Source organism: Clostridium sp. MSTE9, from assembly GCF_000277625.1.
GTDB lineage: Bacteria > Bacillota > Clostridia > Oscillospirales > Acutalibacteraceae > Faecalispora > Faecalispora jeddahensis.
In genome coordinates this window covers 81,624-105,544 of sequence record NZ_AKFU01000054.1, presented here as the reverse complement: position 1 = coordinate 105,544, position 23,921 = coordinate 81,624, and the positions used below count along the sequence as shown (strand labels likewise).

The 23,921-nt window shown below is 49.7% G+C and carries 21 protein-coding genes; 18 read left to right on the top strand and 3 right to left on the bottom strand.

Annotation, left to right across the window (positions count from 1 at the left end):
• The first annotated feature begins 7 nt into the window (after positions 1-7).
• Positions 8-1,189 carry a Xaa-Pro peptidase family protein gene (locus HMPREF1141_RS16475; protein WP_009066550.1) on the top strand — a complete coding sequence of 394 codons (1,182 nt, stop codon included), beginning with the start codon at positions 8-10 and terminating at the stop codon, positions 1,187-1,189.
• A gap of 339 nt (positions 1,190-1,528) precedes the next feature.
• Complete coding sequence (gene arr / locus HMPREF1141_RS16470; RefSeq protein WP_035317388.1) at positions 1,529-1,981, top strand: NAD(+)--rifampin ADP-ribosyltransferase; 453 nt, start codon at positions 1,529-1,531, stop codon at positions 1,979-1,981.
• Between the two features lie 377 nt (positions 1,982-2,358).
• On the opposite strand, the gene HMPREF1141_RS16465 is transcribed toward arr, so the two are convergent.
• Positions 2,359-3,159, bottom strand: coding sequence for a class I SAM-dependent methyltransferase (locus HMPREF1141_RS16465; protein ID WP_009066560.1), 801 nt, complete (start codon positions 3,157-3,159; stop codon positions 2,359-2,361).
• A gap of 631 nt (positions 3,160-3,790) precedes the next feature.
• Between HMPREF1141_RS16465 and HMPREF1141_RS16460 the strand changes: the two genes are divergently transcribed.
• Positions 3,791-4,123, top strand: a complete 333-nt coding sequence (locus HMPREF1141_RS16460) for a helix-turn-helix transcriptional regulator (protein ID WP_035317386.1) — start codon at positions 3,791-3,793, stop codon at positions 4,121-4,123.
• Positions 4,120-4,749 (top strand): DUF2812 domain-containing protein, encoded by a 630-nt coding sequence (locus HMPREF1141_RS16455; RefSeq protein ID WP_009066714.1) that lies wholly within the window; start codon positions 4,120-4,122, stop codon positions 4,747-4,749. The genes HMPREF1141_RS16460 and HMPREF1141_RS16455 overlap by 4 nt, the downstream gene beginning before the upstream one ends.
• Positions 4,750-5,065: 316 nt before the next feature.
• Here HMPREF1141_RS16455 and hcp read toward each other — a convergent pair whose 3' ends face one another.
• Positions 5,066-6,625 (bottom strand): hydroxylamine reductase, encoded by a 1,560-nt coding sequence (hcp, locus tag HMPREF1141_RS16450; protein ID WP_009066506.1) that lies wholly within the window; start codon positions 6,623-6,625, stop codon positions 5,066-5,068.
• Positions 6,626-7,148: 523 nt separating this feature from the next.
• Between hcp and HMPREF1141_RS16445 the strand changes: the two genes are divergently transcribed.
• The 4 genes from HMPREF1141_RS16445 to HMPREF1141_RS16430 all read left to right on the top strand — a co-directional run bounded on the left by HMPREF1141_RS16445 (position 7,149) and on the right by HMPREF1141_RS16430 (position 12,018).
• Positions 7,149-8,297: a GGDEF domain-containing protein gene (locus HMPREF1141_RS16445; protein ID WP_009066520.1), complete on the top strand. Its 1,149-nt coding sequence runs from the start codon at positions 7,149-7,151 to the stop codon at positions 8,295-8,297.
• 501 nt (positions 8,298-8,798) lie between these two features.
• Entirely contained in the window at positions 8,799-10,145 is a 1,347-nt protein-coding gene (locus HMPREF1141_RS16440; RefSeq protein ID WP_009066698.1) for an extracellular solute-binding protein, read from the top strand.
• 206 nt (positions 10,146-10,351) lie between these two features.
• The gene (locus tag HMPREF1141_RS16435) at positions 10,352-11,182 is read left to right on the top strand and encodes a sugar ABC transporter permease (protein ID WP_242824624.1); all 831 of its coding nucleotides are present in this window, start codon (positions 10,352-10,354) and stop codon (positions 11,180-11,182) included.
• Positions 11,179-12,018 carry a carbohydrate ABC transporter permease gene (locus tag HMPREF1141_RS16430; protein WP_009066757.1) on the top strand — a complete coding sequence of 280 codons (840 nt, stop codon included), beginning with the start codon at positions 11,179-11,181 and terminating at the stop codon, positions 12,016-12,018. Before HMPREF1141_RS16435 ends, HMPREF1141_RS16430 begins: the two co-directional genes overlap by 4 nt.
• 137 nt (positions 12,019-12,155) lie before the next feature.
• Here the strand turns inward: HMPREF1141_RS16430 and HMPREF1141_RS16425 are convergent, their stop codons facing one another.
• Positions 12,156-13,250 (bottom strand): LacI family DNA-binding transcriptional regulator, encoded by a 1,095-nt coding sequence (locus HMPREF1141_RS16425; RefSeq protein ID WP_009066572.1) that lies wholly within the window; start codon positions 13,248-13,250, stop codon positions 12,156-12,158.
• Positions 13,251-13,569: 319 nt separating this feature from the next.
• On the opposite strand from HMPREF1141_RS16425, the gene HMPREF1141_RS16420 reads away from it, so the two are divergent.
• The 10 genes from HMPREF1141_RS16420 to HMPREF1141_RS16370 all read left to right on the top strand — a co-directional run bounded on the left by HMPREF1141_RS16420 (position 13,570) and on the right by HMPREF1141_RS16370 (position 23,918).
• Complete coding sequence (locus HMPREF1141_RS16420) at positions 13,570-14,688, top strand: enolase C-terminal domain-like protein (protein ID WP_009066742.1); 1,119 nt, start codon at positions 13,570-13,572, stop codon at positions 14,686-14,688.
• A 154-nt stretch (positions 14,689-14,842) separates the two neighbouring features.
• Positions 14,843-15,613, top strand: coding sequence for a glucose 1-dehydrogenase (locus tag HMPREF1141_RS16415; protein WP_009066639.1), 771 nt, complete (start codon positions 14,843-14,845; stop codon positions 15,611-15,613).
• A gap of 131 nt (positions 15,614-15,744) precedes the next feature.
• Positions 15,745-16,410 carry an RraA family protein gene (locus tag HMPREF1141_RS16410; RefSeq protein ID WP_035317359.1) on the top strand — a complete coding sequence of 222 codons (666 nt, stop codon included), beginning with the start codon at positions 15,745-15,747 and terminating at the stop codon, positions 16,408-16,410.
• A gap of 14 nt (positions 16,411-16,424) precedes the next feature.
• A complete protein-coding gene (locus tag HMPREF1141_RS16405) occupies positions 16,425-16,757 on the top strand; it encodes a UxaA family hydrolase (protein ID WP_009066713.1) in 333 nt (110 codons plus the stop codon).
• A gap of 121 nt (positions 16,758-16,878) precedes the next feature.
• Positions 16,879-18,096: a UxaA family hydrolase gene (locus HMPREF1141_RS16400; RefSeq protein ID WP_009066558.1), complete on the top strand. Its 1,218-nt coding sequence runs from the start codon at positions 16,879-16,881 to the stop codon at positions 18,094-18,096.
• A 395-nt stretch (positions 18,097-18,491) separates the two neighbouring features.
• Positions 18,492-19,835 carry a sugar ABC transporter substrate-binding protein gene (locus HMPREF1141_RS16390; protein ID WP_009066653.1) on the top strand — a complete coding sequence of 448 codons (1,344 nt, stop codon included), beginning with the start codon at positions 18,492-18,494 and terminating at the stop codon, positions 19,833-19,835.
• Between the two features lie 36 nt (positions 19,836-19,871).
• Entirely contained in the window at positions 19,872-21,653 is a 1,782-nt protein-coding gene (locus HMPREF1141_RS16385) for a sensor histidine kinase (RefSeq protein ID WP_009066511.1), read from the top strand.
• A gap of 6 nt (positions 21,654-21,659) precedes the next feature.
• Entirely contained in the window at positions 21,660-22,937 is a 1,278-nt protein-coding gene (locus HMPREF1141_RS16380) for a response regulator (RefSeq protein WP_009066774.1), read from the top strand.
• A gap of 123 nt (positions 22,938-23,060) precedes the next feature.
• A complete protein-coding gene (locus HMPREF1141_RS16375) occupies positions 23,061-23,417 on the top strand; it encodes a helix-turn-helix domain-containing protein (RefSeq protein WP_035317354.1) in 357 nt (118 codons plus the stop codon).
• Between the two features lie 78 nt (positions 23,418-23,495).
• On the top strand, positions 23,496-23,918 hold the full coding sequence (locus tag HMPREF1141_RS16370; protein ID WP_009066689.1) for a pyridoxamine 5'-phosphate oxidase family protein: 423 nt from the start codon (positions 23,496-23,498) through the stop codon (positions 23,916-23,918).
• Positions 23,919-23,921 lie beyond the last annotated feature (3 nt).

Sequence of the window (23,921 nt, the reverse complement as noted above, 5' to 3'; positions counted from 1 at the left end):
GGAGACAATGAAGACACAGATAGAGTCTTTTCTCAGAACCCGGCAGGAGCGGTTTCAATCCTTGATGAAAGAGAAAGGGATTGATGCCGCGATTCTTGTTAAGCCGGAAAATGTGTTTTATTTCAGCAATTTTAACCCAGTCCTCAACAGCCACCCCGTTTTTATGCTGATTCCTCTCGAGGGGGAGCCCTGCCTGCTGGTACACAGCATTCGCTATCTGCACGCGCAGGAGGAGGGCGGCATCCGCAGCATTTACTGCTACGGGAAATGGGGGAATACCCCCTCCCTTGCTCCGGAAGCGAACGAAGCGATCCACGAGCTGCTGGGAGAAGTAGAGGGCACGATCGGCTTTGAGATGGAGAGCATTTCTGTTGAGCTTTATTCCGGGCTGCTGAATACGCTCCATGCACGCAGCAGCGTCTCTGTTTCAAGAGATATTTCTCTGTTGAAAATGGTAAAGGATGAATACGAAATCGGGTGTATCCGGCGAGCGGCCCGCCTGGTAGACTGCGGGGTGGAAACAGCCATCCGGTTTTTGCGCGAGGGGATGAGTGAAGCGCAGGCCAGCACCGAGGCGCAGTACAGTATGCGGAAGCTTTGGCACAAAGAATACCCCGAATTCGAGGTTTGCGGGTTTGGCAATTCAGAGGGCGGAATGATCGACAGCCTGAATGTATGGTCGCTTTCTAACGAGCATATCGCCTATGGGTGCGATTGCCCCAGACACTACATTCCGGCAGACGGAGATATTTCCTTGCCGATGGCGTGGGCCAAGCTGGGCGGCTACCATGCCGAAAACGAGCGCACGGTGTTGGTCGGCAGCGTGAGCGGAATCCGCCGAAAGGCTTATGACGCCATGCTGGAGGCCCGGGCTGCCGTTTTCGATATTCTGCGCCCCGGTATCCTCTTTGAAGAGCTTTATTTTGCGGCCGCAAATGTATTTTCTTCATATGGGTTTGAAGATATTCTCCCGGGCAGAGTGGGGCATGGGATCGGGAATTCGGCCCACGAATTTCCGTCTCTGGCGCGCGGCAACAAGCTGGAGCTTGCCCCCGGTATGGCGATTACGGTAGAACCGGGACTGATGGATAAGAACTGGGGCGGCGCGCGGCATTCGGACAGCGTCCTGATTACAGAAACCGGTTATGAAATCCTGACGCAGCTGGATGCAGGATATCTTCAAATATAGAATGAAAATATATAAAAGGAGGGCTGAAATCAGCCCTCCTTTTATATTGAAATTTTTACTGTACCATAATGTAAAATAAAGTGACCTTCTTTAGTTGCTAGAAAAGTATTTGATCGTTTTGTTTTATACCGATCTTTCCTTTTGCTTTCCGATCACCTATAATGTTACTATAAAAACAAGCTGACAATATGCCAGCTTGTTTTTGTCTGCGAATTCTCCTCTCGTGGATATGTTTCTATTTCCATTTTGTATACGCTGCAATGTAGTTGATCGGATAAGTGGATAAACAGGAATTTGTGTGGAGGGCTCAGCATGGATAAAACAAGAAAGTTGATGGAAATGAACAAAGAGAAAGCGGTAGAATCGAGTGCCCCGTTGCAAGGCGGCGTAGCCTTAGATGCAGGGCCGTTCTACCACGGTACAAAAGCCGACTTGAAGCTGGGGGACCTGCTGGAGCCCGGTTACAGCTCTAACTATGGTGATCGGCAGAAGGCAAACTATGTCTATCTGACAGCGACCCTGGATGCAGCTGTGTGGGGAGCAGAACTTGCGATGGGGGATGGGCCCGGTCGAATCTATCTTGTGGAGCCCACCGGCGCCTTTGAGAATGATCCCAATCTGACAGATAAGAAATTTCCGGGAAACCCGACCAGATCCTATCGCACCCGGCAGCCCCTGCGTGTACTAGGCGAAGTCCTAGAGTGGGAGGGACACTCCCCGGAGGTGCTCCAGAAAATGCTGGATCATCTCGATGCACTCAAACGCCTCGGCATTGAGGCGATAAATGACTGACCGCGTGATAGTCAATCAATCCAGTCTGCTGGTTTGCTTTGAACCTGTATTGCATTGCTATAATGTTCACCCATTTGTGCCGTCAAACTTTATTTGGTGCGGATATGTGCGGAGTTTGTTTTTCCGAATATTCGTACCACCAGCTTGAAGCTAGAAACAAAACGCACTTTCCTTTGTTGAGTGCGTTTTGTTTTGTGTCCGCGTTGCAGCCTGCATCTGTTTTGTACTAAGCGGTACAAATGTAAAAGGCACAAAGTATGGAAGCGTTTTATTGAACTGTCCAGAAATTCGTACCTTTTTCCACGTTCTAAAGCTTACCTTCATTTATTTGCACTTTGCCAGAAAATGAATCTAAGGCAAATGCCACTTCTCAATCCTCATGCGTTCTTCTGATAAGTATAGATGCCCAGACGATTATTCGTGAGGTACATGATCGGAATCAGCAGCTTTTTGGCTCCCGGCAACAGCCGCCGCATCTCATCGGTAAAGTTAATCAACCCGGTCTGCCTGAGTCCGGGGCATAGGCGCACGACCTCACTGCCATCCTTAACTCCCCAGTTGAACTGTGCGCCGGTCTTTTTCACCGTGTCATGCATGCTTCCCTTGTTCACAAGACCCTTATAGAGCAGATCAAAATGTGCTTCAAAGCGGTCAAAACCGTCGGTTAAAATCTCAAGAAGCTGTGCGACCTCGTTTTCATGGAGATACATCAGCATGCCTTCAGAAATGATCAGCAGCGGCTGGCCATTTGTTTTGACAGCCTGTGTCCAGCTGGGGTCCAGCGCGGATTTCGGAATGTTTTGCACGCGGGGATGCTCTTCGAAAAATCGCTTGCGCTGTTCAATCACCTCGGGAAAATCCAGATTATACCACTGGATTCTGCCGTTGTCCACCCGGGAAAAACGGGTGTCCAGTCCACATCCTACCGACACAACAGCGCATTCAGGATTTTTGCGGATGAATAACCGCGCCTGATCGTCCATCATTTTGGCGCGCGCAAGAACACCGTAATAGGACATGACACCGCTGTCAAACTTGGAAAAATCGTAGTCTATTCTTTTGACCATCTCGGCGGCCTTTTGGTCGTTCAAGACAGGGGCAGTACTGGCCGCATCTTTCGCCCGGACGGAAAGAGTGATCATTAGTGTTTCCATGACACCATCGAGCTTTACAGGCATAATTGATTCCTCCCGCAGTTTCTTTTTGCCGTCATCACAAAGTTAGCTATAACTAACTGATTATATTGATAACATACGCTTCCATATTCTTTTTGTCAAGTGCCAGTTCGACCTTTGGTTATCGACAATTATGATAGATAAATCACAGCTGTTGAAGAGGGCCTGAAAGCGACGTGAAGTTATGGCGCTATGGTATTGTTGTGATGTCTGCGGAGTAGCCGCTTTATTTTGGTAAATTGGTATTGCCTATGGGAAAAGAGAAGAAATCTTTTTTTCACTATTGTTCCAAGACAAATGGCCCTCGAGTAGCCATAAAGACAAAAAGACAAACTGACGGATGGCAGTCCTGAATAGGACAGTATAAAACGGAAACTGTTTATGGGCACTGCCAAGTAAGACGCCTGAAAAATAAGCGTATCATTAAAGCCGGGCATACACTTGTTTTTGTTTTTTTACAAACATCCCTTCAAACCAATGGGCAGGAAATATAAAGAAACAGACACCAAATGGTAAAACAATGGTACAGACCGCTAGCGGATCAGTAAATATATTTTAAAATCCGTTGACATCTATTACGTTTAGTGATATATTTATATTACAGTAAACGTAATGATTAAATGGAGTGATAGATATCAGAGATAATAGAAAGGGTGGGGCATTAACAGAGACAACTTTCCTTGTCCTGTTAGCCGTATATCAGCCGAATCATGGCTATGGGATTATGCAGTTTATTGAAAGGGAGACCAATGGACGAGTCGTTTTAGGTGCCGGCACTTTGTATGGGGCCATCAATACCCTTGTAAAGAAAAAATGGATTGCCCTTTTTGGTGATGAAGCGGATAGCAAGAAAAAAGAATACCTTATAACCGATATTGGAAAGCAGAAAGCGGAAGAAGAGTTACAACGTATAGAGGAGGTTTGGAAACTGGCTTCGACAATGATTAAGGGGGATAGAAGCAAATGAGCAAAACAGTAGTTCGATACTTTTTTGATTTTCTGGAGGGACAGGAAAAATGGCTGAACAACATGGCTGGGCGTGGTTATCGACTAAAGAAATGTGGAAAGATGACCTATACTTTTGATGAGTGCGAGCCAAACGAATATGAATATGCCGTAGAATTTGTTGGAGATCAGGCCTATTCCAAAGCAAAGGATTATCGCAAGTATTTTGAAAGCATGGGTTTTCGTGCTTTTACAAAAAATATAAATCTCAATTTTTCTTATGGAAAGATACGATGGCGGCCATACGCAAAGGGTATGGGGCAGATTGCCGCCTTGCCCGGCGGGTTTAACAAAGAGCTTTTGATTTTGGAGAAAAAGAGAGACGGAAAACCATTTGAATTGCATACAGATATACACGATAAACGAAACCTTTATAAGGCGGTCAGACGAGCTTATGCCTGGGCTGTTCTTATGGTTGCCCTATTAGGTGTTATGACATTCATTCCCAATGCAGTGTCAATTTCTGCGCCTATGGTATGGGCGCTTAGAGTTGTCCTGCTGATCTTTGGCGGCCTGTTTGCTGTCCCAACAGTGAAATATTCATCATTGATTCAATATTTGAAAGAAGAAAGTAAAACTTTTGAATAGCAGGGTACACATACTATCCATACAACGCTGAATTATGGCATATCAAAAAGCCGTCATTTAGCAAACGATATTTTGTGGGGACATGATGACTGTGCCCAGCTTTGAGAACACGACGGCTGCTCTGACGGAAGCAGAATCACAAGTGTACAATGATTCTAAACGCGAAAATCTCTCAGCTTTACTGCTGAGGGATTTTTATAATCTAGGCGTTTTCTCCTTATTACGAGAGATCAGCCTCTCGTTTTTGCGCTCTTTGGCCCGATACAGCAAAGAAAAAGGACTTGACTGCGCAACGGTGCAGTCAAGTCCTTTTTTATCAGCCAAGGATTTTTTTCAAATCCTCTTCGGCAGTGGTGATCGGCCCAATATGATAGTTTTCAACCAGTATATTCAGCACGCTCGGGGAGAGAAAGGCCGGCAGTGTGGGGCCAAGCAAAATGTTTTTGATGCCAAGCGAAAGCAGAGTAAGAAGAATGCACACAGCCTTTTGCTCGTACCAGGAAAGCACCAGGGAGAGTGGCAGGTCGTTCACGCTGCATTCGAACGCGTCCGCAAGGGCAAGGGCCACCTGAATGGCACTGTAAGCATCGTTGCACTGTCCCATATCCAGAATTCTGGGCAGCCCTTCAATTTGCCCCAGGTCAAGGTCGTTGATCCGGTACTTTCCGCAGGCAAGCGTAAGGATGATCGTATCCATCGGGGTCTTCTTGGCGAATTCGGTATAATAGCTTCTGCCGGGAGCGGCTCCGTCACAGCCGCCAATGAGAAAGAAATGACGGATTTTCCCCTTTTTGATCAGATCGATGATCGCTCCCGCCGATGCCAGCACAGTGCCGTGCCCAAATCCTGTCGTCACCGTTGCGCCGTCGTTGATTCCTGTCATAGGCTGGTCTTCGGAGTAACCGCCGCATTCCAAGGCCTTTTCAATGACAGGTGAAAAATCCTTGTCCTCTTCGATATGGACAAGCTCCGGATAAGAAACAATCGACGTGGTAAATACCCGGTCGCTGTAGCTTTGTCGGACCGGCATCAAACAGTTGGTTGTAAAAAGAATGGGGGCGGGGATATTGTGAAACTCTGATTGCTGGCTTTGCCAAGCGGTCCCATAGTTTCCTTTTAAATGCGGATACTTTTTTAACCTGGGGTATCCGTGTGCGGGCAGCATTTCACTGTGCGTGTAAATGTTGATGCCCTTGCCCTCCGTCTGTTGCAGAAGAAGCTCTAAATCGCGCAGATCATGCCCGCTCACCACGATAAAAGGCCCTTTTTCGATGGTCAAAGGCACCGTTGTGGGAACGGGTGTGCCATAGCTTTCCGTATTGGCCTGGTCAAGCAGCTTCATACATTTAAAATTGACTTCGCCGGTTTTCAAAACGAGCGGCAGAAGCCGATCCATACCATAATCTTCTCCGATGGCGTGCAGGCCCTCATAGAAAAAGGAGGTCACTTCGTCGTCTGTAAATCCCAGCACAAATGCGTGATAGGCATAAGCGGCCATCCCGCGAAGACCGAACAGAATGAGCGACTTTAACGAACGGATATCCTCGTCAGCTTCCCAGATCTGACGCACATCATAATTTTCTGTTCCCGCCAGAATTTTTTCTTTTTCAGAATCGACCTGATCGATCAGCCGAAGGATTGTATCATTGTAAAAATTCACATTGGTAATTGTGGTGAACAATCCCTTCAGCATCAGCTCGTCCGATCGCTCGGTGGCCTTTTTCGCCATTACCGCTCTTGAAAGACCAATCAGAGCGCCCGTTAAATCATCCTGGAAATTTGCGGTATCCGATTCTTTTCCGCAGACTCCAACTTTCCCTTCACAGCCGGTGTTGTGTGCTGTTTGCTGGCATTGAAAACAAAACATTTCGTCCATTCTGTTTGGCCACCTTTCTATATTGCCTGTTGTGTTAAAATTTGGCCTAATTAATGTTCCCGGCATACTCGGCCCTTATTCCGTTTTATTCGATGCGTGCCGATTCTCCTGCGGATATTGCGCTTGTTTTCAAAACTCCTCTAAGGTGAAATTTTCCGGTTCAGAGGAACACTTTCCATAAATATTCAGAATTGAGTCCGAACACAAATGATGTCCGGACTCTGTTGTGGATCGCGGTCGGGATATCAAAACAGACCGGTCTATGGTCGGACGAATTTTTATTTATTATAAAGAAATCAGAGCATTTGGGACTCTTGGAAAATACTGTATTTATACATTCACTTCGGAAAAATGATTGATTTATTCATTTAACGGTGCTATCCTTAAAATAAGAATAAATTCTCTTATCGGTATATTGTTTTGATGCGAATCATGCTGAAAAATGCAATTCCCTTCTGTTTTTCGATTGTTTCGGTGTGCCGTTGGAAGTTTAATAATGAATCGGTTTAAAGGGTGCGTATTGGTGAAGTTTCGAAAATCTCCTCCCAATATAGTAAAGCTGCGGTTTGAAAAAGAGCTGGAATATCAGGTGTGGGGCAATCACATGCTGCGCCTTACATGGACTTTTGTCGCAATGGTGATTATTGTCGAGCTGGCGATTTTTGTGTTCAAAAAATTAAACGGCGGCGCCGAAAACACGGAAGAATACCTTTTGATTTATATCGTCACCCCAACGCTGATCAATGTATCTATTCTTGCGGTCACCCATGCAGTTTCCCGCAGACTTCTGGCCAACGGCAGATACAGCATACAGGCGTATCTGTATCTTTTTTGCTTGTCTCTGCTTTGCCTGATGCTGGCGCTGGCGCATAACGCCGTACCGGTGATTTATGTCATTTTTACGTTTCCCGTGCTGCTGGCCTTGATTTATATCGATGACAACCTGCTGCTGGGTGTTTTTTGTCTGAATTTTTTTCTCTATCTATTCTATATTGGGCTTCTGTATTTCGCATATGACCATACCGCATGGATACGCAAGCCCGATTTTATGAATGTTCTTACCGCGGCGGCGATCATTGTGGCGGGCTATATGTCTGCTAAAATGAGCCTGCGTAGGCAGAACAGTCTGGTGTACAGCATTATCTGTGCGCATGAACGCACTAAGATGGATTCGCTCACCGGTCTGTATAATCATGCGACTTTTTATGAAAGACTGAGCGCGCGGATTCAGGAGCATCATCAGAGCTTTCAGCCGTTTTCACTGATCATTATGGATATTGATGACTTTAAGCAGGTGAACGACCAGAACGGCCACGACGCTGGGGACAAGATTATTATGACTCTGGTAGGCTGTATCAAAGCGAATCTCAGGGAAGATGAAGTTGCTTACCGATACGGTGGCGAGGAGTTCACCATTATCACCAACCGGGTCCCCGATGAGGACGTTGTACTGGCCGAATCGATTCGCCAAAGCTTTGAGGAGGCTGCCCGGAAGACCGGCAATCAAACCCCCGCTACAGTCAGTATCGGAATTGCGCGTTTCGACGCAAAGCGGTTTGGAGCCCGGCGGGAATTTTTTTCTGCAGCCGATGAAGCGCTGTATGCCGCAAAGCGCAGCGGCAAAAATCATACCCTGGTGTGGCATGAGGATATTTCGGTATTTCATATTTAGCAGAAGAAAATTCAGTGAGTTTTGTGTTTGAGCGGCAAACATAGACTTGCCTTTTTCAGTTTCTTTGCACGTTTCCCACAAATAAAAAAATTTTTGAAAAAGCTGTACGAATTTTAAATTCGTACAGCTTTTTTTGCAGGTTTCTCCGTCGTGTTTGCTGCAAAGATTGAGAGGCCCGGCTATCTGTTTTTCAGAAAATCTCAGCCTGAGAATCAGAGCGATAAAAGAAACAGATTTCCAATCAAAAGGTATTTCATGGGTTCGTTTCTATAAAACTTTCAAAGATATCAAACAAAATCACTAAAAATATTTTATTTTCATTCGCCTTTATTCCGATATAATGAGATCATAGGGTAAGTTGTATACAAATATTCAATACATAATTACGATTTTGGATGACTTGCCTGTGCGAAAACCAACCATTGCTCAGCAATAACTTGCAGGTTTTATCTGGGAAAACCTGCAGGTTATCATATGTTTTTTTGAGGAAGGAGATTTGTTATGAAAAAAGGGTTCAAAAAAGGCTTGGCTTTGACACTGGCCTCAGTGATGCTGCTTTCCACAACGGCATGCGGGGGTTCTTCCACACCCAGCAGCTCTGCTGCACAGGGAGGTTCCACATCTTCGGGGGCGGCCAGTGAAGAGCTGACAGGCGAGCTCCGCGTTACGACACAGGCATGGATGATGGGCAAATATGATTTTGAGGGGATCAAGGCTGATTTTGAAAAGAAGCACCCCGGCGTAACCGTTGTTTACAACAAGGTCGATAACGCCGACGTGACGACCAACATGCTGCAATGGTCTCAGGGCAAAACGAACTGCGATATTGCGATCGGCGGCAGCCGTGAGCATGCGGTTCAGTATGCCGCAAAGGATTACATCATCGATTTCGGTGACGATTTCTTTACCGGCGACATCGCGAAGGATAAATTCTTCCCCGCGTTCCTTGAGCTGGGCAATGTAGAAGGCAAGCAGTACATGATCCCGATCACCGGCGAAGTCATGTTCATCGTTGCCAACAAAGAACTGATGAAAAAAGCCGGCCTGACAGACGCCAACGGGAAGGTAGAGACTCCCAAAACCTGGGATGAGCTTTACGAGTATGCAAAGAAAGCGACCGTCGTAGAGAATGGCAAAACCGTGCAGACGGGCCTGTCCATCGACTGGGGCACCAATTTTATGACCTACTCTTATCTTTCTGCTCTGCAGGGAATCAAGGGCAATTTCTATGAGTCCGACGGCAAAACCATCGACTTTACCAGCCCCGAATCCAAGGGCCTGCTCACAAGCTGGACCAAGCTGGTAAAAGACGGCTACACCCCGACCGATACCTTTGCGGACATGGATGCAGGCCGCACCAACTTTAAAGCCGGAAAGGTCGCCATGCTGATGACCGCGGCTTCCCGCTGGATCGAATGCCAGGAGAACGTCGGAAAAGACAACACCACCGTTATTCCGGTTCCCGGCACCGATACGCACGGCTCTCTGGTTTACATCCACGGCGCGGTGATTCCGAAGGCTTCCCCGAAGATCGAGCTTGCAAAGCTGTTCATCAAAGAAGAACTGCTCAAAACGGAATTCCACGTTCAGGCGCTGAACAAATACGGCAAAATGTCCCCGCTGCTCGCTCACTATCAGGGCCTTGAGAACGCAGATTGGCCAACCGTTGTAGAAGCGACCAAATCCGCGGTTACCACTCCCTTGTATAAGGATTTCTCCAAACTGGATACCGGCATTCAGGTCGAGCTGCAGAAATGCATCAAGGGCGACCAGAGCGTAGAGGATACACAGAGCAACCTTAAGAAGCTGATTGGCACGTTGGATTTGACAACCGGCCTCAATCATTAAGCAGCAAACGGATTTCGTTCAGGAAATTCATACAGGGAAACGCTCCCTGTATGAATTCCCGGGACGCGGGAATGGCTGATCGTGCTTAGGCTTCTGATGAAATCGGCGGAGGAATGAAAATGAAAAATAAGCTTTCACTCAGCCTCAAAAAACAAGTTCCAGGCTATGCATTTATGCTTCCGGGTTTTCTTTTTGTGGCATTGTACATGGGGTATCCGTTATTCCGGTCCCTGTATCTCAGTTTTACGCAGTATAATTTCAGCTTTGATCCACAGCCGATCTTCATCGGCTTCAACAACTACATCAAAATGTTTTCCGATTCTTATTTTATGGATGCACTCCGGAATACAGTTGTGTTTACCATCGCGTTTTTGCCGGGCGTTATGATCATCTCCCTGATTCTGGCGATGATGCTGGATAAAGGGGTGAGAGGATCGGGCTTTTTCAGAACCTGTATTTTTCTGCCGGTCGTCGTGCCGCTTTCCCTGACAGGTATCATCTTTCAGTGGATTTTGAATGAGCAGTACGGCCTCTTAAACTGGTTCCTAGTAGATGTGCTGCACCAGAGTGCGTGGGCTCAGAACTGGCTGGGCGACGGCAACTGGGCGATGGTCAGTATCATCGTAGTCAGCCTGTGGAAAAACATCGGTATGCTGGTCATCCTGTTTATGGCGGGGCTTCAGGCCATTTCAAACGATATTATGGAGGCCGCCCGGGTAGACGGCGCCAACGCGTACCAGCGCATCGTACATATTACGCTCCCGAATTTGAAAGAAAGCTATGTGATCTGTGGCATCTGGGCAATCATCCAGGCGGTTAAGGTCTTTGAGCAGCCCTTCATCATGACGCAGGGCGGCCCCGGAACCGCTACTCTGGTGCTGTACCAGTACACGTGGATCAATGCATTTAAATATTTCGAAATGGGGTATGCCTCTTCCATCGCCTATTTCATGGGCGTCGTCATTCTGCTGCTCTCTGTGTTCAATATGTTCCTCAACAGAGGGGACGACGCAAAGATTAAGAAGGTGAAGGTATGAAAGAAAAGAATCTGGCGCTCAATTTCATCCTTTTTGTTCTTTTGCTGGTCACTGCTTTTGTCTTCATCGTTCCGTTTTTGTGGACGTTTCTCACCTCGCTGAAAACCAACGATGAAATTTACGCGTCCGTGCTGACGATCCTCCCCACAAAAATCACCTTCGAGCATTACGTCAAGGTGATCACCCAGATGGGCGATTTCCTCAAGTATTTCAGAAACTCGGTGGTCGTTTCTCTGTGGAGCGTGCTGGCTACGGTCGTTTTCAGCGCTTCCATGGGTTACGCGTTCTCGAAGATGGACTTTAAGTTCAAAAATATTTATCTGGGCTTTGTCCTGTTTATCCTGACGCTGCCTTATGTGATTTATCTGATCCCGATTTATATTATGGAATCCAAAATGGATTTGATCGATACCGCATGGGGCCTGATTCTGCCTTACATCGCGACCAATCTGCCCATGTCCGTGTTTATCATGCGCGGCCAGTTCAACAATGTTCCGAATACGCTGGGCGAGGCGGCCACGATCGACGGCTGCAACAACTGGCAGGTTTTCTCCAAGATCATGCTCCCGGTCGTAAAGCCCGGCATCGCCACCGTGATCATTTTCACCTTTATCAATGTATGGGGTGAATTTACCTACGGCAGAACCCTGACCGCTACCGCAAAGGCGCAGACGCTGCCGGTCGGCATTACCTTCCTGCGCGACGAGGCGGCCTCCTGGCAGTACGGCACGCTGACGGCGACCATCATTCTGTCTCTGATCCCGCTGCTAATCATCTTCCTCAGCATGCAGAAATATTTTATCAGCGGAATTATGGAAGGCGCTCTCAAGGGCTGATGCCTGATTTCCCGCAGCAATCCGGTTCTTTTGGACCTGTGACAACAGAAAAACGGTGATTGACGGAACAGATCCGCAGTCACCGTTTTCGGTTTGTGAATTGCCGCAAAAGCGGAGCGGCGATAAAAGAGAACTCTTCAAATGGTTTCATAAGCGTTGTCGGCGGTAATATCGCGCTCGTAAAAGGGCAGGTTGCTTTTTAACACAATGATCGGCTCGATAAAGATGCTGTCGCTTCTCGGGAACTCGTTTTTCACCAGAAAGTTAAACAGTGTCCGGCAGCCGAGATAGCCAAGCTTGAAAGGCTTTTTGTAAATAATCGCCTGCAGCACGTCCGAGAGGAGCATCTCGCGGCTTTCCTGAAACAGATCGCTTCCGATCACCTTTATCGTTCCAGCGCGGCCTGCATCCAGCACCGCTTTGCAGACCGGCGGCGTGTTGGTGGCCGTGCAGGAATAGATTGCGCTGATTTCCGGGTCGGATCTCAGCAGCTCCACAAGCTCATAGTATAAATGCTCTGGGTCCCTGCGGTTGTAGATTTTGATGATGTCCATCCGGTTCTGCGCTTTTGCAAAATACTGCTCAAAGCCGGTAACGTTCATATAGTGGGTCGAAACCATGATATCGCCCGATACCACCAGAGCCTTGCCTTTGTTCGCGGTAAAGCCCGAGATCAGCTCGGCGGCCAGGCTGCCGGCCATCAAATCCTGCGCTCGCACACAGCAAAGGCGTTTTGCCTGCGGCAGGTCGGAAACGATGAAGACGGCCGGAACGCTTCTCTTGCTGAACTGATCGATAAAGTAAGTAAACGCCGGGTCTTCTACCGCGAGCGTTACCAGACCGGAAATTTCATCGCAGTGGTTCTGGTATACCTCCTCCAGGTGCTTCGGCAGGTTGCTCAGCGGGCCCGAGAAACCGAAATCCAGAATCTCAATGTTGAACTCGGCCGCCTCGGCCTGAAAGGCGCGCATGCCCTTCCAGATATCCCGGTAGTAATAGCGGTTTGTGCCGGAGTTCGGCAGCGGCACCACAAAGGCAATTTTCAGCAGCTTGCGTTTCAGGGAAGAGGCAACATAGTTGGTTTTATAACCCATGCCGTCGGCAATGGCCAAAATCTCTTTTCTCACTCTTTCGCTGATACCGGGTTTGTTGTAAAGTGCCTTGTGTACGGTGGAAAGGGAAACCTCTGCCTCAGCCGCAATATCTTTTAAGGTTGCTTTTTTATCTTTCATACCGATCCTTTCCCAATCCTTGATTTTACTTACCTATCTTGTAATACCGCCCAAAGAAAGAAACGACGTTCTCTTGTGGAAGCGTTTTAAAGTATATTTAATATAACATAAATACCAAAAGAAAGAAAGGGAGTTCTCTAAAATGTAAAAAACGTTTTTCTAAATTTAATTCCAATATAAGCTTTGTTTTAGAAAGTGGAATTGTGTATATTGAGAATTTGATTGTAATATCGTTGACTTTGGTTAGCTATAATGCTAGAATGATGATAGAAATAGAGAAAACGTTTCTCTATTTCCCGAAGAGAAAGGCGGAACAAAAATGAAAATCGTAAAGTTCGAATCGTGGTGGGTGAAACGGGATCAATGCCTGTTTGACGAAAAGCGAAGAGGCGGCGGAAAAATGCCCTGGGACGTCGTTGTCATCAAGCTGACGACCGATACCGGGATTGAGGGAATCGCCACCGCTATGGCGGCTCGTTCCGGGCAGGTGACGGAGTCGTATCTCTGCGATACAGTTGCCCCGATGGTGGTGGGACGTTCCCCGTATGACAGGGAGAAAATCTTTTACGATTTCTGGAACCTGGACCGTCACGAGGCGTTTTTTCCTGTTTTTCTTCCGGGCTCTGTGGACGTTGCGCTGTGGGACATCTGCGCCAAGGCCGCCGGCCTCCCTCTGTATCAGTACATAGGCGCTTACCGCGAAAGCCTGCCGGTTTATGCGAGCAGCCTTTTCTATGATACCGTGGATGCCTATGTGAACGAAGCGCTGTACTATCGTGACAAAGGCATTCCGTTCTATAAGGCGCATCCGCCCGGCCCGTATGAGTTTGATATGGAGATCCACCAGAAGCTTCGCGAGGCCGTCGGCCCCGACATGGGCTTGATGACAGACCCCGTCGGCGAATACAGTCTGGACGAGGCGATTACGGTGGGCCGCCATCTGGAGAAGCTCAACTACCTGTGGTTTGAAGAGCCGTTCCGCGATTTCGAGCTCTACAAATATCAGGAGCTCTGCAAAACGCTGGATATCCCGATCGCCGCAACGGAAACCACGCGCGGCGCGCATTGGGGCGTGGCGCAGGTCATCAGCCAGCGGGCCGCGGATATTGTGCGCGCCGATGTTTCCTGGAAATGCGGCATCACCGGCACCCTGAAAATCGCCCATCTGGCAGACAGCTTTGGCCTGCGCTGTGAAATTCACACCACGACCATGACCTATATGGATATCGTCAATCTTCATGTTTCCTGCGCGATCCGCAATTGCCGCTTCTTTGAATATTTTGTGCCGGAAGAGAGCTTCCAGTTTCCGATGAAAGGGAAGCTTCCCATTGACGATCACGGGATCATTACCGTGCCCAAAACACCGGGCATCGGCGCGGAGCTTGACTGGGAGCTGATCGAAAGGAATTGTGTCTCTTATAAAGTGCTGACTCTGTAAATAGCGGCAGGGAAGCAACGAACGGCAGGAAAGATACCGGCATTCTTTCCGTCATGGATGGGAAGAATAAACTACCAAAAAGATACAAGCATTTCCCTCGCCGACAGCGTGGGGCAAACGGATGCTATTTCATAGGGAGAAGGAGATCGAGCAAATGAGCGAAGAATTCAAAAACATGTTTTCTCTGAAGGGGGAGCGTGCCGTCATTACCGGCGGCGCGACCGGCCTTGGGTTTGCGATGGCGAAATGTATGGTAGCCGCGGGGGCTGAGGTCGTCCTTCTGGCCAGAGATGCCGATAAGCTGCAAAAGGCGTGCGAAGAGCTGGGCAGCAGCGCGAGTTATTATGCCTACGATGTGACCGATACCGGCCGTGCGCAGGAAATCGCCGACCAAATCATAAGGGAGCACGGCGATGTGACTATCCTGTGCAATAACGCGGGCAATCACTGCAAAAAGCCGATTGAAGAAATGTCCGTCAAGGATTTTACCGATGTGCTTGACGTTCACGTGGTCGGTTCCTACGCCTTCACCCGCGCGTTTGTCCCTCATATGAGGAAGAACCAAAAGGGCAGCATCGTCTTTACCGCGTCGATGACCTCTTTTATCGGCATGCCCTATGTGATGGGCTACGCCGCCGCCAAATCCGCGTACCTTGGAATGGTGCGTTCGCTGGCCGCCGAGGTCTCCGCAGACGGCATCCGCGTCAACGCGGTCGCGCCCGGCTGGATCGACACGCCCATGTTCCACAAGGCCGTCGATAACGATCCGCCCCGCCAGCAGAAGATTCTCGGCAGAACGCCGATGAACCGGTTCGGTGATCCGGAGGATATCGGCTGGGCGGTTGTGTACCTTTGCTCTCCCGCCGCGAAATTTGTCAACGGCGTTGCGCTCCCGGTGGACGGCGGCGCTCTGATCGGCTTTTAAGGCGAAATCACCTGAAAAGTATTGTTGTGTAAAAACAGCGCCACCTTCCCTTGCCGCAGGCCTGGGAAGGTGCGAACAGCTTTTTAAAAATGGAATGCAATATGCCAAAAGAACAGTGGGAGGGTTTCACCATGGCACAATGGAATAACGACAAAGAACTGTTTGCGCTCGTGAAAGAGCGCCTGTACACCCCCGTTGTAGGGGATATTCTGGACGGCCTCGGCTGCTACCATCAGTTTCTTCCGCAGGACGTCCGCCCTCTGCGCGGCGACATGAAGCTGGTGGGCCGCGCGATGCCGGTTCTGATGATCGACGTGTACGGGCCGCAGAAAAAACCGTTCGGCCTTCTCACAGAGGCGCTCGATCAGCTCGAAGAGGATGAGATTTACCTCGCCACCGGCGGCACGAAGCGCTGCGCCTATTGGGGTGAGCTGCTCACGGCCACCGCCAGAACCAGAAAAGCGGCGGGCGCCGTCGTGAATGGCTGGCACCGCGACACGCCGCAGGTGCTCGAGCAGAACTGGCCGGTGTTCAGCTGCGGCTGCTACGCGCAGGATTCCTCCGTGCGCACGCAGGTGGTGGATTTTCGCTGCCCGATCGAATTCGGCGACGTGTGGGTCAATCCCGGCGACATCGTGTTCGGCGATATCGACGGCGTGCTGATCATTCCGCAGAAATACGAAACGGAAGTGTTTGAAAAGGCGTTGGAAAAAGCGGCGGGCGAAAAAGTGGTCCGAAAAGCGATCGAGGGCGGCATGACCGCGACCGCAGCCTTTGCCAAATTCGGCATCTTGTAAAGGGGGCCGGGAATATGACCGAGCAGGCCGTTTTCCAGATCGATCAGGCAGATAATGTGGCTACCGCGCTTCAGGCCCTTGTGCCGGGCGCCGCCGCGGCGCACGGCGACCCATCCCAGCCGAGCGTCGCCGTTGCCGAAGAGATACCGGCAGGGCACAAGCTCGCGCTCCGCGACATTGCGCCGGGTGAAAACATCGTGAAATACGGTGTGGTGATCGGGTGCGCCACCAAAGAGATCAAAACGGGGCAATGGGTCCATCTGCACAATATGAAAAGCCTCTACGACGCAAGATCGTCGAGCCTGGATGTTGTGACCGGTGCGCCGACGGATACGCACTATGAGTAACCATCATTTGCAGTAAAAAATGATGGGCTGCGGTCATGCTTCCTCCGCCGAAGTCGGTGGAGACATGACCGCTACAGTTCCATCGTTTGATGAAAAATGAGTTCAACATGGAGAAGCAGAGATGAAAGAGTATCAGAATGTACGCTGGAAAGGGTATCTCCGCCAGGATGGCAGGAAGGGGATCCGCAATAAGCTGCTGGTTGTGTATACGGTGGAGTGTTCCTCGCATGTTGCGAAAGAGATTGCACGCCGTATCGACAGCAGCGATGTGGACGTGGTCGGCTTCGATGGCTGCTGCGACAATGAGTACGCGGTGCGGCTTTTGCTGGCTTTGATCCGTCACCCGAATGTGGGGGGCGTGCTGGCTGTGGGTCTTGGCTGCGAGTATGTGCAGCCGAAGCACCTGGCGGAAAAAGCGCTGGAGGCCGAGAAACCGGCGCAGTGGTTCTTTGTGCAGGAGCACGGCGGAACCGAGCCTTCCATCGAATACGGCCTGCAGCAGGCCCATCTGCTGCTCGAAGAGCTCAGGCAGACGCCCGTGGTGCCGATGGGCTTTTCCGATCTGGTTGTCGGCGCGGAATGCGGCGGCTCGGACTATACCTCCGGCCTGGCAGGGAATGTGGTGGTCGGCCGCTTTTACGATAAGCTGGTCGATCTGGGCGGCACCGCTGTGTTTGAAGAAATTGTGGAAGCGGTGGGCCTGAAAGACCTGCTGGTGCAGCGGGCTGCAGACGACTGCGCGCGGGAACAGCTTGCCTATACCTATAATAAAGCGCTGGAGTACTGCAAGTCGGTGCGCCAGTATTCCGTTTCTCCCGGGAATTTTGCGGGCGGGCTTTCCTCTATTGAAGAAAAGAGCATGGGCGCCGTGATCAAAAGCGGCAGCCGCCCCATCAGCGGTGTGATCAAGGTCTCTCAGCAACCGCCCAAAAACGGGCTCTGGCTGCTCGACAGCACACCCGACCCGTACTGGATGGGCTTTGGCTATACCAATCCCAACGACAACGAGGGGCTGATGGATTTGATCTCGTGCGGCTGTCAGCTGGTATTTCTGGTGACCGGCCGCGGGAACATTGTGGGCAGCGCGGTGGCTCCGGTGTATAAAATCACCGGGAACAGCGGCACCTTCCACCGAATGAGTGGAGATATGGATTTTAACGCCGGGCCGGTCTTAAGCGGCGAGGTCACTCTGGAACAGCTGTGCCAGAATCTTTGCGATGAGGTGATCCGCGTGTGTTCCGGCGAGCCGACCAATGCGGAAAAACTCGGCCATAAAGAGTATTTTGTTCCCTATAAATATCAGGAAAAAGAGGTCGTGGTCAAAAGAAAATGTGAATAATGTTTCCGAGACCATCGAAAATTGTTCGGCCGTAAAATTGCTTTGCTATTTGCGCCTGCATTGGCAAATGCCGCAAAATTCAGACACATACCGCAAGTCTGCTCGTTCCTCTGCGGTATCTGCCATTTTTACCTATGCGATTTTCAGCATTCTGCCTGTTTTCAATCGGATGATATAACCGGTTCACAATCGCCTTATGAAAGTACAGCGATTTCTTCCCCCGTCGCAGGCGGGGGAAGAAAATCAATCTCTCTTTCAAGTGGAACAACTGTAAATCTAAATGGCATTTTCTCTGATTGTTATAAACAAAAATAGGAAAATCTATATTATTTGACAAATAACCAAAAGTTTTTTATAATAAGTTGTACAAAGTTTTGAATCAGGGGGATGTCGTCGTGAAAAAAACGGCACGAAAAGCGGCGGGGTTGCTTCTTACGGCAGTTTTGCTGCTGCCTGTAGGCTGCGCTGACCATACTGCCGCGCCGCCGGACGAGAGTGCGGTGAGCAGTCTCCCTGAAACGACCGTAAAATTCTGGACCTACTGCACCACTCCGGAGCGCGAGCAGGATTTCGTCCGCTTTCAGCAGATTTTAAAGGAGCGGCATCCCGAAATCACCCTGGATTACCTGGGCATTCCGGGGGACATCCCGACCTTTATGCAAAAGCTCGATGTTGCGATCGCGTCGGATACCGCGCCGGATTTTACGGATTTTTATGATTCCAAATACATAAAGAGCGGTTTTTATGAACCGCTCGATGCTTTTTATGATCACTGGAGCGAAAAGGAGTCGCTGAGTGCCGACGCCATTCTTCAAGCGCGCTCTTATGACCCAAAGCAGCAGCGCCTGTATACGCTTCCGTTTTCGATGCAGCCGTGGGGCATGTGGGTTCGCACCGATCTTCTGCAGTCGGCGGGCATGGGTGTTCCGCAGACATGGGACGACTTTTTTACCGCAGTGCAGAAGCTGACCAACCGCGAAAACGATCAATATGGCATTGCGCTGCGCGGCGGCCCGGGCAGCAGTAATACGCTCGAAGCCCTGATGTACGCTTACTCGGGGCTTACCGATTATTTTGACAAAAACGGCAGGTGTACCATCAACTCCCCCAAGCATGTGGAGTTTGTCGAGCGGTACCTGGGCCTTTATAACCGCTATTCCGCGCAGGATGATCTGGTCAAGGGCTGGACGCAGCTGACGGCTTCCTTTCAGGCGGGCAAAGCGGGCATCATCTTTCATAATTTCGGTTCAGGCACATCGATCGCCACCGCCTTTTACGGGGATCAGTCGCGGTATCAGGCGGCGGAGCTTCCCCGAACAGCCGACGGCAGCGCCCAGATGCGGTTTGTAATGATGCGCTCTGTCAGCATGAATTCCAAATCCGATGTCAAAGAGGCTGCCTTTCAGGCTATGACGGTCTACTGCAGCACGGCAGTGCAGATTCCGCGCTGCAAAACACAGGGGGAGGTCCCCGTGGTGGCCGGCGCGGCGTCAAGCCCCGATTATCTCGACGATAATCACCTGTACCTGCGGCTGGCCGAGCAGATGGTATCGGGCAAGGATGGCTCCGTGCAGATTCAGGTGCCGGTCTATCTGCCGCAGTATACCGAGATTCAGTCTGAGGTGGAACCGATGATTCAAAAGGTGATGGCGGGCAGCATGTCGGCGAAAGACCTGCTCGATCAATGGGCCAAATTGCTGGAAGCCGCCAAAAAGCAATTTGACAGCACACAGGGGTAACAACGCTTTCCGATTTTCGTGAAGGAGCGCGGGGTCTTGAAAAAAGTATTTCAAAAGCCGATCAAAAAGCAGATCATGCTCCTTTTTCTTCCGGTGGTGATTGCCGCGGTGCTGATCATCGGATTATTCGCGTATTTCTTTGAAACGAACAATATCAAAAAGAATGCCTCTTTTCTCACGCAGAGCATGGTGAGTCAGATCTCGATTCTGCTCAATGATAAAATGATGACTGCCTTTACGCAGATGATCAATCTGTCGGGCAGTCCGGCGGTCAACACTCTTTTGCTCAGCGAGAGCTCTTCAGAAGAGGATTTCAGCAGTCTGATGACCTGCTACAGCAGCATGGAAGAGATTTACCGCAACTATGACCAGATGATCGATTCACTGTATTTCTGCAACAACCGCGGGATCGAGGTCAAATATTTTGTCAGCGATGTGCCAAAGCACATCGGTCTTTCGCTGACCCAGTGGATGAAAAAATACAACACTTCACCGCATGGGGTGTACTGGCTGAATGACCATCGGGACGATGTGTTCCAGACAACGACGCCGCACAAGGTGATTTCCGTGTTTCGGATCATCGGTTCGCCGCAGTCCGCCTCCAGCGGGATCATCCTCTTTAATTTAAACAGCAGCTATTTTTCCGGGATTCTCGATAACGTCCATGTGTCTGAAAACGGATACATGATGCTGATCAGCAGGGACGGTACGCTGCAGTCCGCCGCGATGCAGAACCGGTATTGCCTGACGCTTTCCGCCGTGGAGAAGCTTAAAGAGCATTTCGGCTCCAGCGGCAGCACCGTGCTGCGCAGCGTGACAAATCAGCGGATGATCGTCACTTACCAGAGCATTGAGGCCAACGGCTGGATCGTCGCGGCCGTTATGCCGGAAAGCGATCTTTTAAGCAGCGCGGGGGAATTCAAATACATATTGCTGGTGCTGATGCTGGCGCTGACGCTGCTCGTCATCTTTCTTTCGAACCTGCTGGCCAAGAGCATTTCCAAACCGATCGAGTACCTTTCCGATCAGGTGATCAAGTTCGATAATGGGGATATGAACGTCAGCTTTCAGGTGGATGCCGGCAACGAGATCGGCGTTCTGGCGCATGGCCTCTCGTATTTAAAGATCGCCGTCACAGAGCTTCTGGCGCAGGTGCGCCGTGAGCAGGAGCAGAAAACAAAGATGCAGCTTCTGGCGCTCCAGGAGCAGATCAAACCCCATTTTCTGTACAATACCATCGGCTCTATTCGCCAGCTGGTCAATATGAGAAACAATCATATGGCAAGCGATATGTGCGTAGAGCTGGCCCGTTTTTACCGGCTGGGCATCAGCGGCGGCAAAGAGATCGTCACGGTCAGAGAAGAGCTGGAGCATGTGGCAAGCTATCTGGAAATTCAGAAAATGCGCTACGGTGACGACTTTGAATATGTCATCGATGTCAAGGAAGAGCTTTTGTCCATCCAGATTCTCAAGCTGAGCCTGCAGCCGCTTGTGGAGAACGCCATTTACCACGGGATCAAAACAAAAGACGGCATTGGGATGATTCTGGTCAGTGGGGAGAAGCAGGAGGACCGTGTGATTCTGACCGTGTACGACGACGGCGTGGGCATGGACAGCGAAAAGCTCGAAGACCTGCGCGGCACGCTGAAGCTGCCGCCCGAAGTAAACCATACCAAATATTTTGGCCTGCGGAATGTCAATACCCGTTTAAGGCTGTATTTTGGGGAACAATCCGGAATCGTATTCGAAAGTGTTCAGGGAGTTTATACCCAGGCGAGCATTGTGATTCCGCTTGCCGGCTCGGGGGAGGGGGAATGAGTTTTCGTGCATAAGCTGTTGATTGTTGACGACGACCAGATCATCCGGGCCGGGATGAAGCAGAATATCAACTGGGAGGAAAACGGCATCGAGGTGGTGGGAACCGCCAGCAACGGGAGGGAATGCCTCGAGATGATCCCGAGCAGCCTGCCGGATATCATCCTCACCGATATCAAAATGCCCTTTATGGATGGTATAGAGCTGATGGAGGCGGTGTACCGGCTGTACCCGCACATCAAGGTCGTTCTGCTGACGGCGTACGGCGATTTTAAATACGCGCAGATGGCGCTGAATTATAAGGTATGCCAGTACGTGATGAAATACGAGCATAACTCTGAGGTTTTGGGCGCTGTGCTGAAAGCCGCCAAGGAATCCGACGACCAGAAGGATAACGTCGAGATTGTAAAGCGCGGACGAAAGCTGCTGGAGAATAAATTCTTTTACGATCTGGTGGTCAATTTTCAAAATGATGACGAACTGAGGGAGCGCGCAAAGCGCCTGAATATCCGGTTTATCAGCCCTGTTTTCTGCGTCGTGTGCATTGATGTCGGAAAACGGAGCGAGCGAGAGGCGGAGATTCTGCTGTGGCAGAAAAAGCAGCTCTGTGAAAAGATCGGGGAACTGCTGCAAAGCCGCCTGAGCCTGCCGAATGTGCAGGTATATTATTTTGTGGGCGATATTTACCTCAATCTGGTCGTCAACTTTGCGGAGCGGCTGTCTGAAAGCGAGCAGGAGGCATTCTTCGTTCAGCTCGAGCAGGCGTTTTCTCTGGTGAGAGAAACCCAGAGCGTAACGCTGTCCGCCGGGGCCGGTTCGCTGTACAAGGGGTATCCTAATATTTTAAAATCCTATACGGAAGCGACGCAGGCCCTGGAAATGAAAAGCATGCTGGAATCCCGCCTGCAGGAGGGGAAGAATCTCATCCGGTTCGAGGAGCTGAGAAACAGCAGCGTTTCGCATGCCGCTGTTCTGCGGCAGGTGTTGTCGTTTATGGATTCCAATTATCATCAGGAGGACCTTTCGCTGAACCGGATCGCCGAGGAGGTCCATCTGACGCCGAGCTATATCAGCACTCTGTTCAAAAAGTACCAGGGGGTCAATCTCAGTGATTACCTGATGGAGCTTCGCGTGAAAAAGGCGATGAGCCTGCTGGCGGAAACAGACCTGAAAACGTACGAAATATCCGAAAAGGTGGGGTACAGCAACCCGCAGTATTTCAGCGTGGTTTTTAAACGAATCACCGGCTCTGCCCCGGGGGAATACCGCAAAATAAGCCGTGCCTGATGGGCGGGGTAATAGGGAAGCAACTTCGGAATCCCAAAACCACGAGATAGACAGTCAATAGAAGGGTATGTTAAAATGATCCAGAAGTCAAAATGATTCGTTTTTATTGATTGAGGTGGTCTTGTGAAGTTACGAGAGGAATATACTTGCCCTTTGGAATTGACCCATGACATAACCAAAGGAAAATGGAAACCCATAATTCTGTGGCAGCTGGGGAAGGGCAAAATGTCATTATCGCGGCTTGAGCGCGATATCAAGGGAGTCAATCAGAAAATGCTGTTGGAGCAGCTAAAAGAGCTGCTGGATTTTGGAGTGATTGAAAAAGAATCTTTCGCGGGCTATCCATTAAAAGTAGAATATTCATTGACGGAACGTGGGCACAAATTGTTAGAAGCGATTGTCATCATGCAGTCGATCGGGATCGACCTGATGAAAGAGAACGGTATGTTTGACGTTCTCAAAGAACAGGGGTTTATTTGATGAAAAGGATACCCACAAAAAAGTGGGTCATTTACTTCGTCGTTGCATCATGCTATGCTTGCAGCAGGAGGCGATAAAGTGTTAAGAGATGCGGAGAAAACAATAGGAAATCTGATTGATAAACAGAGTGTTTCTTTCATTAGTTCAGTGGATGAAAATGGATTCCCGAATACAAAGGCCATGCTTCCCCCGAGAAAAAGAGAGGGAATCCAAGCCTTTTACTTTACAACAAACACTTCTTCGATGCGGGTGTCTCAGTATTGCTCTAATCCAAAAGCGTGCATCTATTTCTGCGATAAAAGGTTTTTTCGAGGGGTAATGCTGATCGGCACAGTTGAAGTGCTGGAGGACGCCGCAAGTAAAGAAATGATTTGGCAGGAAGGCGACACGCAGTATTACTCTAAAGGTGTTACAGACCCGGACTATTGCGTCTTGAAATTCACAGCAAGTGCAGGTCGATATTATGCGAATTTTAAGTCTGAAAATTTCTCAATCAAATAAGAG

What these genes read in the sequence shown, in the direction of transcription:
- HMPREF1141_RS16430 (WP_009066757.1), top strand. Translation starts at nt 11,179, where the DNA reads ATGAAAGAAAAGAATCTGGCGCTCAATTTCATCCTTTTTGTTCTTTTG.
- HMPREF1141_RS16410 (WP_035317359.1), top strand. Translation starts at nt 15,745, where the DNA reads ATGGCACAATGGAATAACGACAAAGAACTGTTTGCGCTCGTGAAAGAG.
- hcp (WP_009066506.1), bottom strand. Translation starts at nt 6,625, where the DNA reads ATGGACGAAATGTTTTGTTTTCAATGCCAGCAAACAGCACACAACACC.
- HMPREF1141_RS16420 (WP_009066742.1), top strand. Translation starts at nt 13,570, where the DNA reads ATGAAAATCGTAAAGTTCGAATCGTGGTGGGTGAAACGGGATCAATGC.
- HMPREF1141_RS16435 (WP_242824624.1), top strand. Translation starts at nt 10,352, where the DNA reads ATGGGGTATCCGTTATTCCGGTCCCTGTATCTCAGTTTTACGCAGTAT.
- HMPREF1141_RS16465 (WP_009066560.1), bottom strand. Translation starts at nt 3,159, where the DNA reads ATGCCTGTAAAGCTCGATGGTGTCATGGAAACACTAATGATCACTCTT.
- HMPREF1141_RS16425 (WP_009066572.1), bottom strand. Translation starts at nt 13,250, where the DNA reads ATGAAAGATAAAAAAGCAACCTTAAAAGATATTGCGGCTGAGGCAGAG.
- arr (WP_035317388.1), top strand. Translation starts at nt 1,529, where the DNA reads ATGAACAAAGAGAAAGCGGTAGAATCGAGTGCCCCGTTGCAAGGCGGC.
- HMPREF1141_RS16475 (WP_009066550.1), top strand. Translation starts at nt 8, where the DNA reads ATGAAGACACAGATAGAGTCTTTTCTCAGAACCCGGCAGGAGCGGTTT.
- HMPREF1141_RS16400 (WP_009066558.1), top strand. Translation starts at nt 16,879, where the DNA reads ATGAAAGAGTATCAGAATGTACGCTGGAAAGGGTATCTCCGCCAGGAT.
- HMPREF1141_RS16440 (WP_009066698.1), top strand. Translation starts at nt 8,799, where the DNA reads ATGAAAAAAGGGTTCAAAAAAGGCTTGGCTTTGACACTGGCCTCAGTG.
- HMPREF1141_RS16455 (WP_009066714.1), top strand. Translation starts at nt 4,120, where the DNA reads ATGAGCAAAACAGTAGTTCGATACTTTTTTGATTTTCTGGAGGGACAG.
- HMPREF1141_RS16415 (WP_009066639.1), top strand. Translation starts at nt 14,843, where the DNA reads ATGAGCGAAGAATTCAAAAACATGTTTTCTCTGAAGGGGGAGCGTGCC.
- HMPREF1141_RS16405 (WP_009066713.1), top strand. Translation starts at nt 16,425, where the DNA reads ATGACCGAGCAGGCCGTTTTCCAGATCGATCAGGCAGATAATGTGGCT.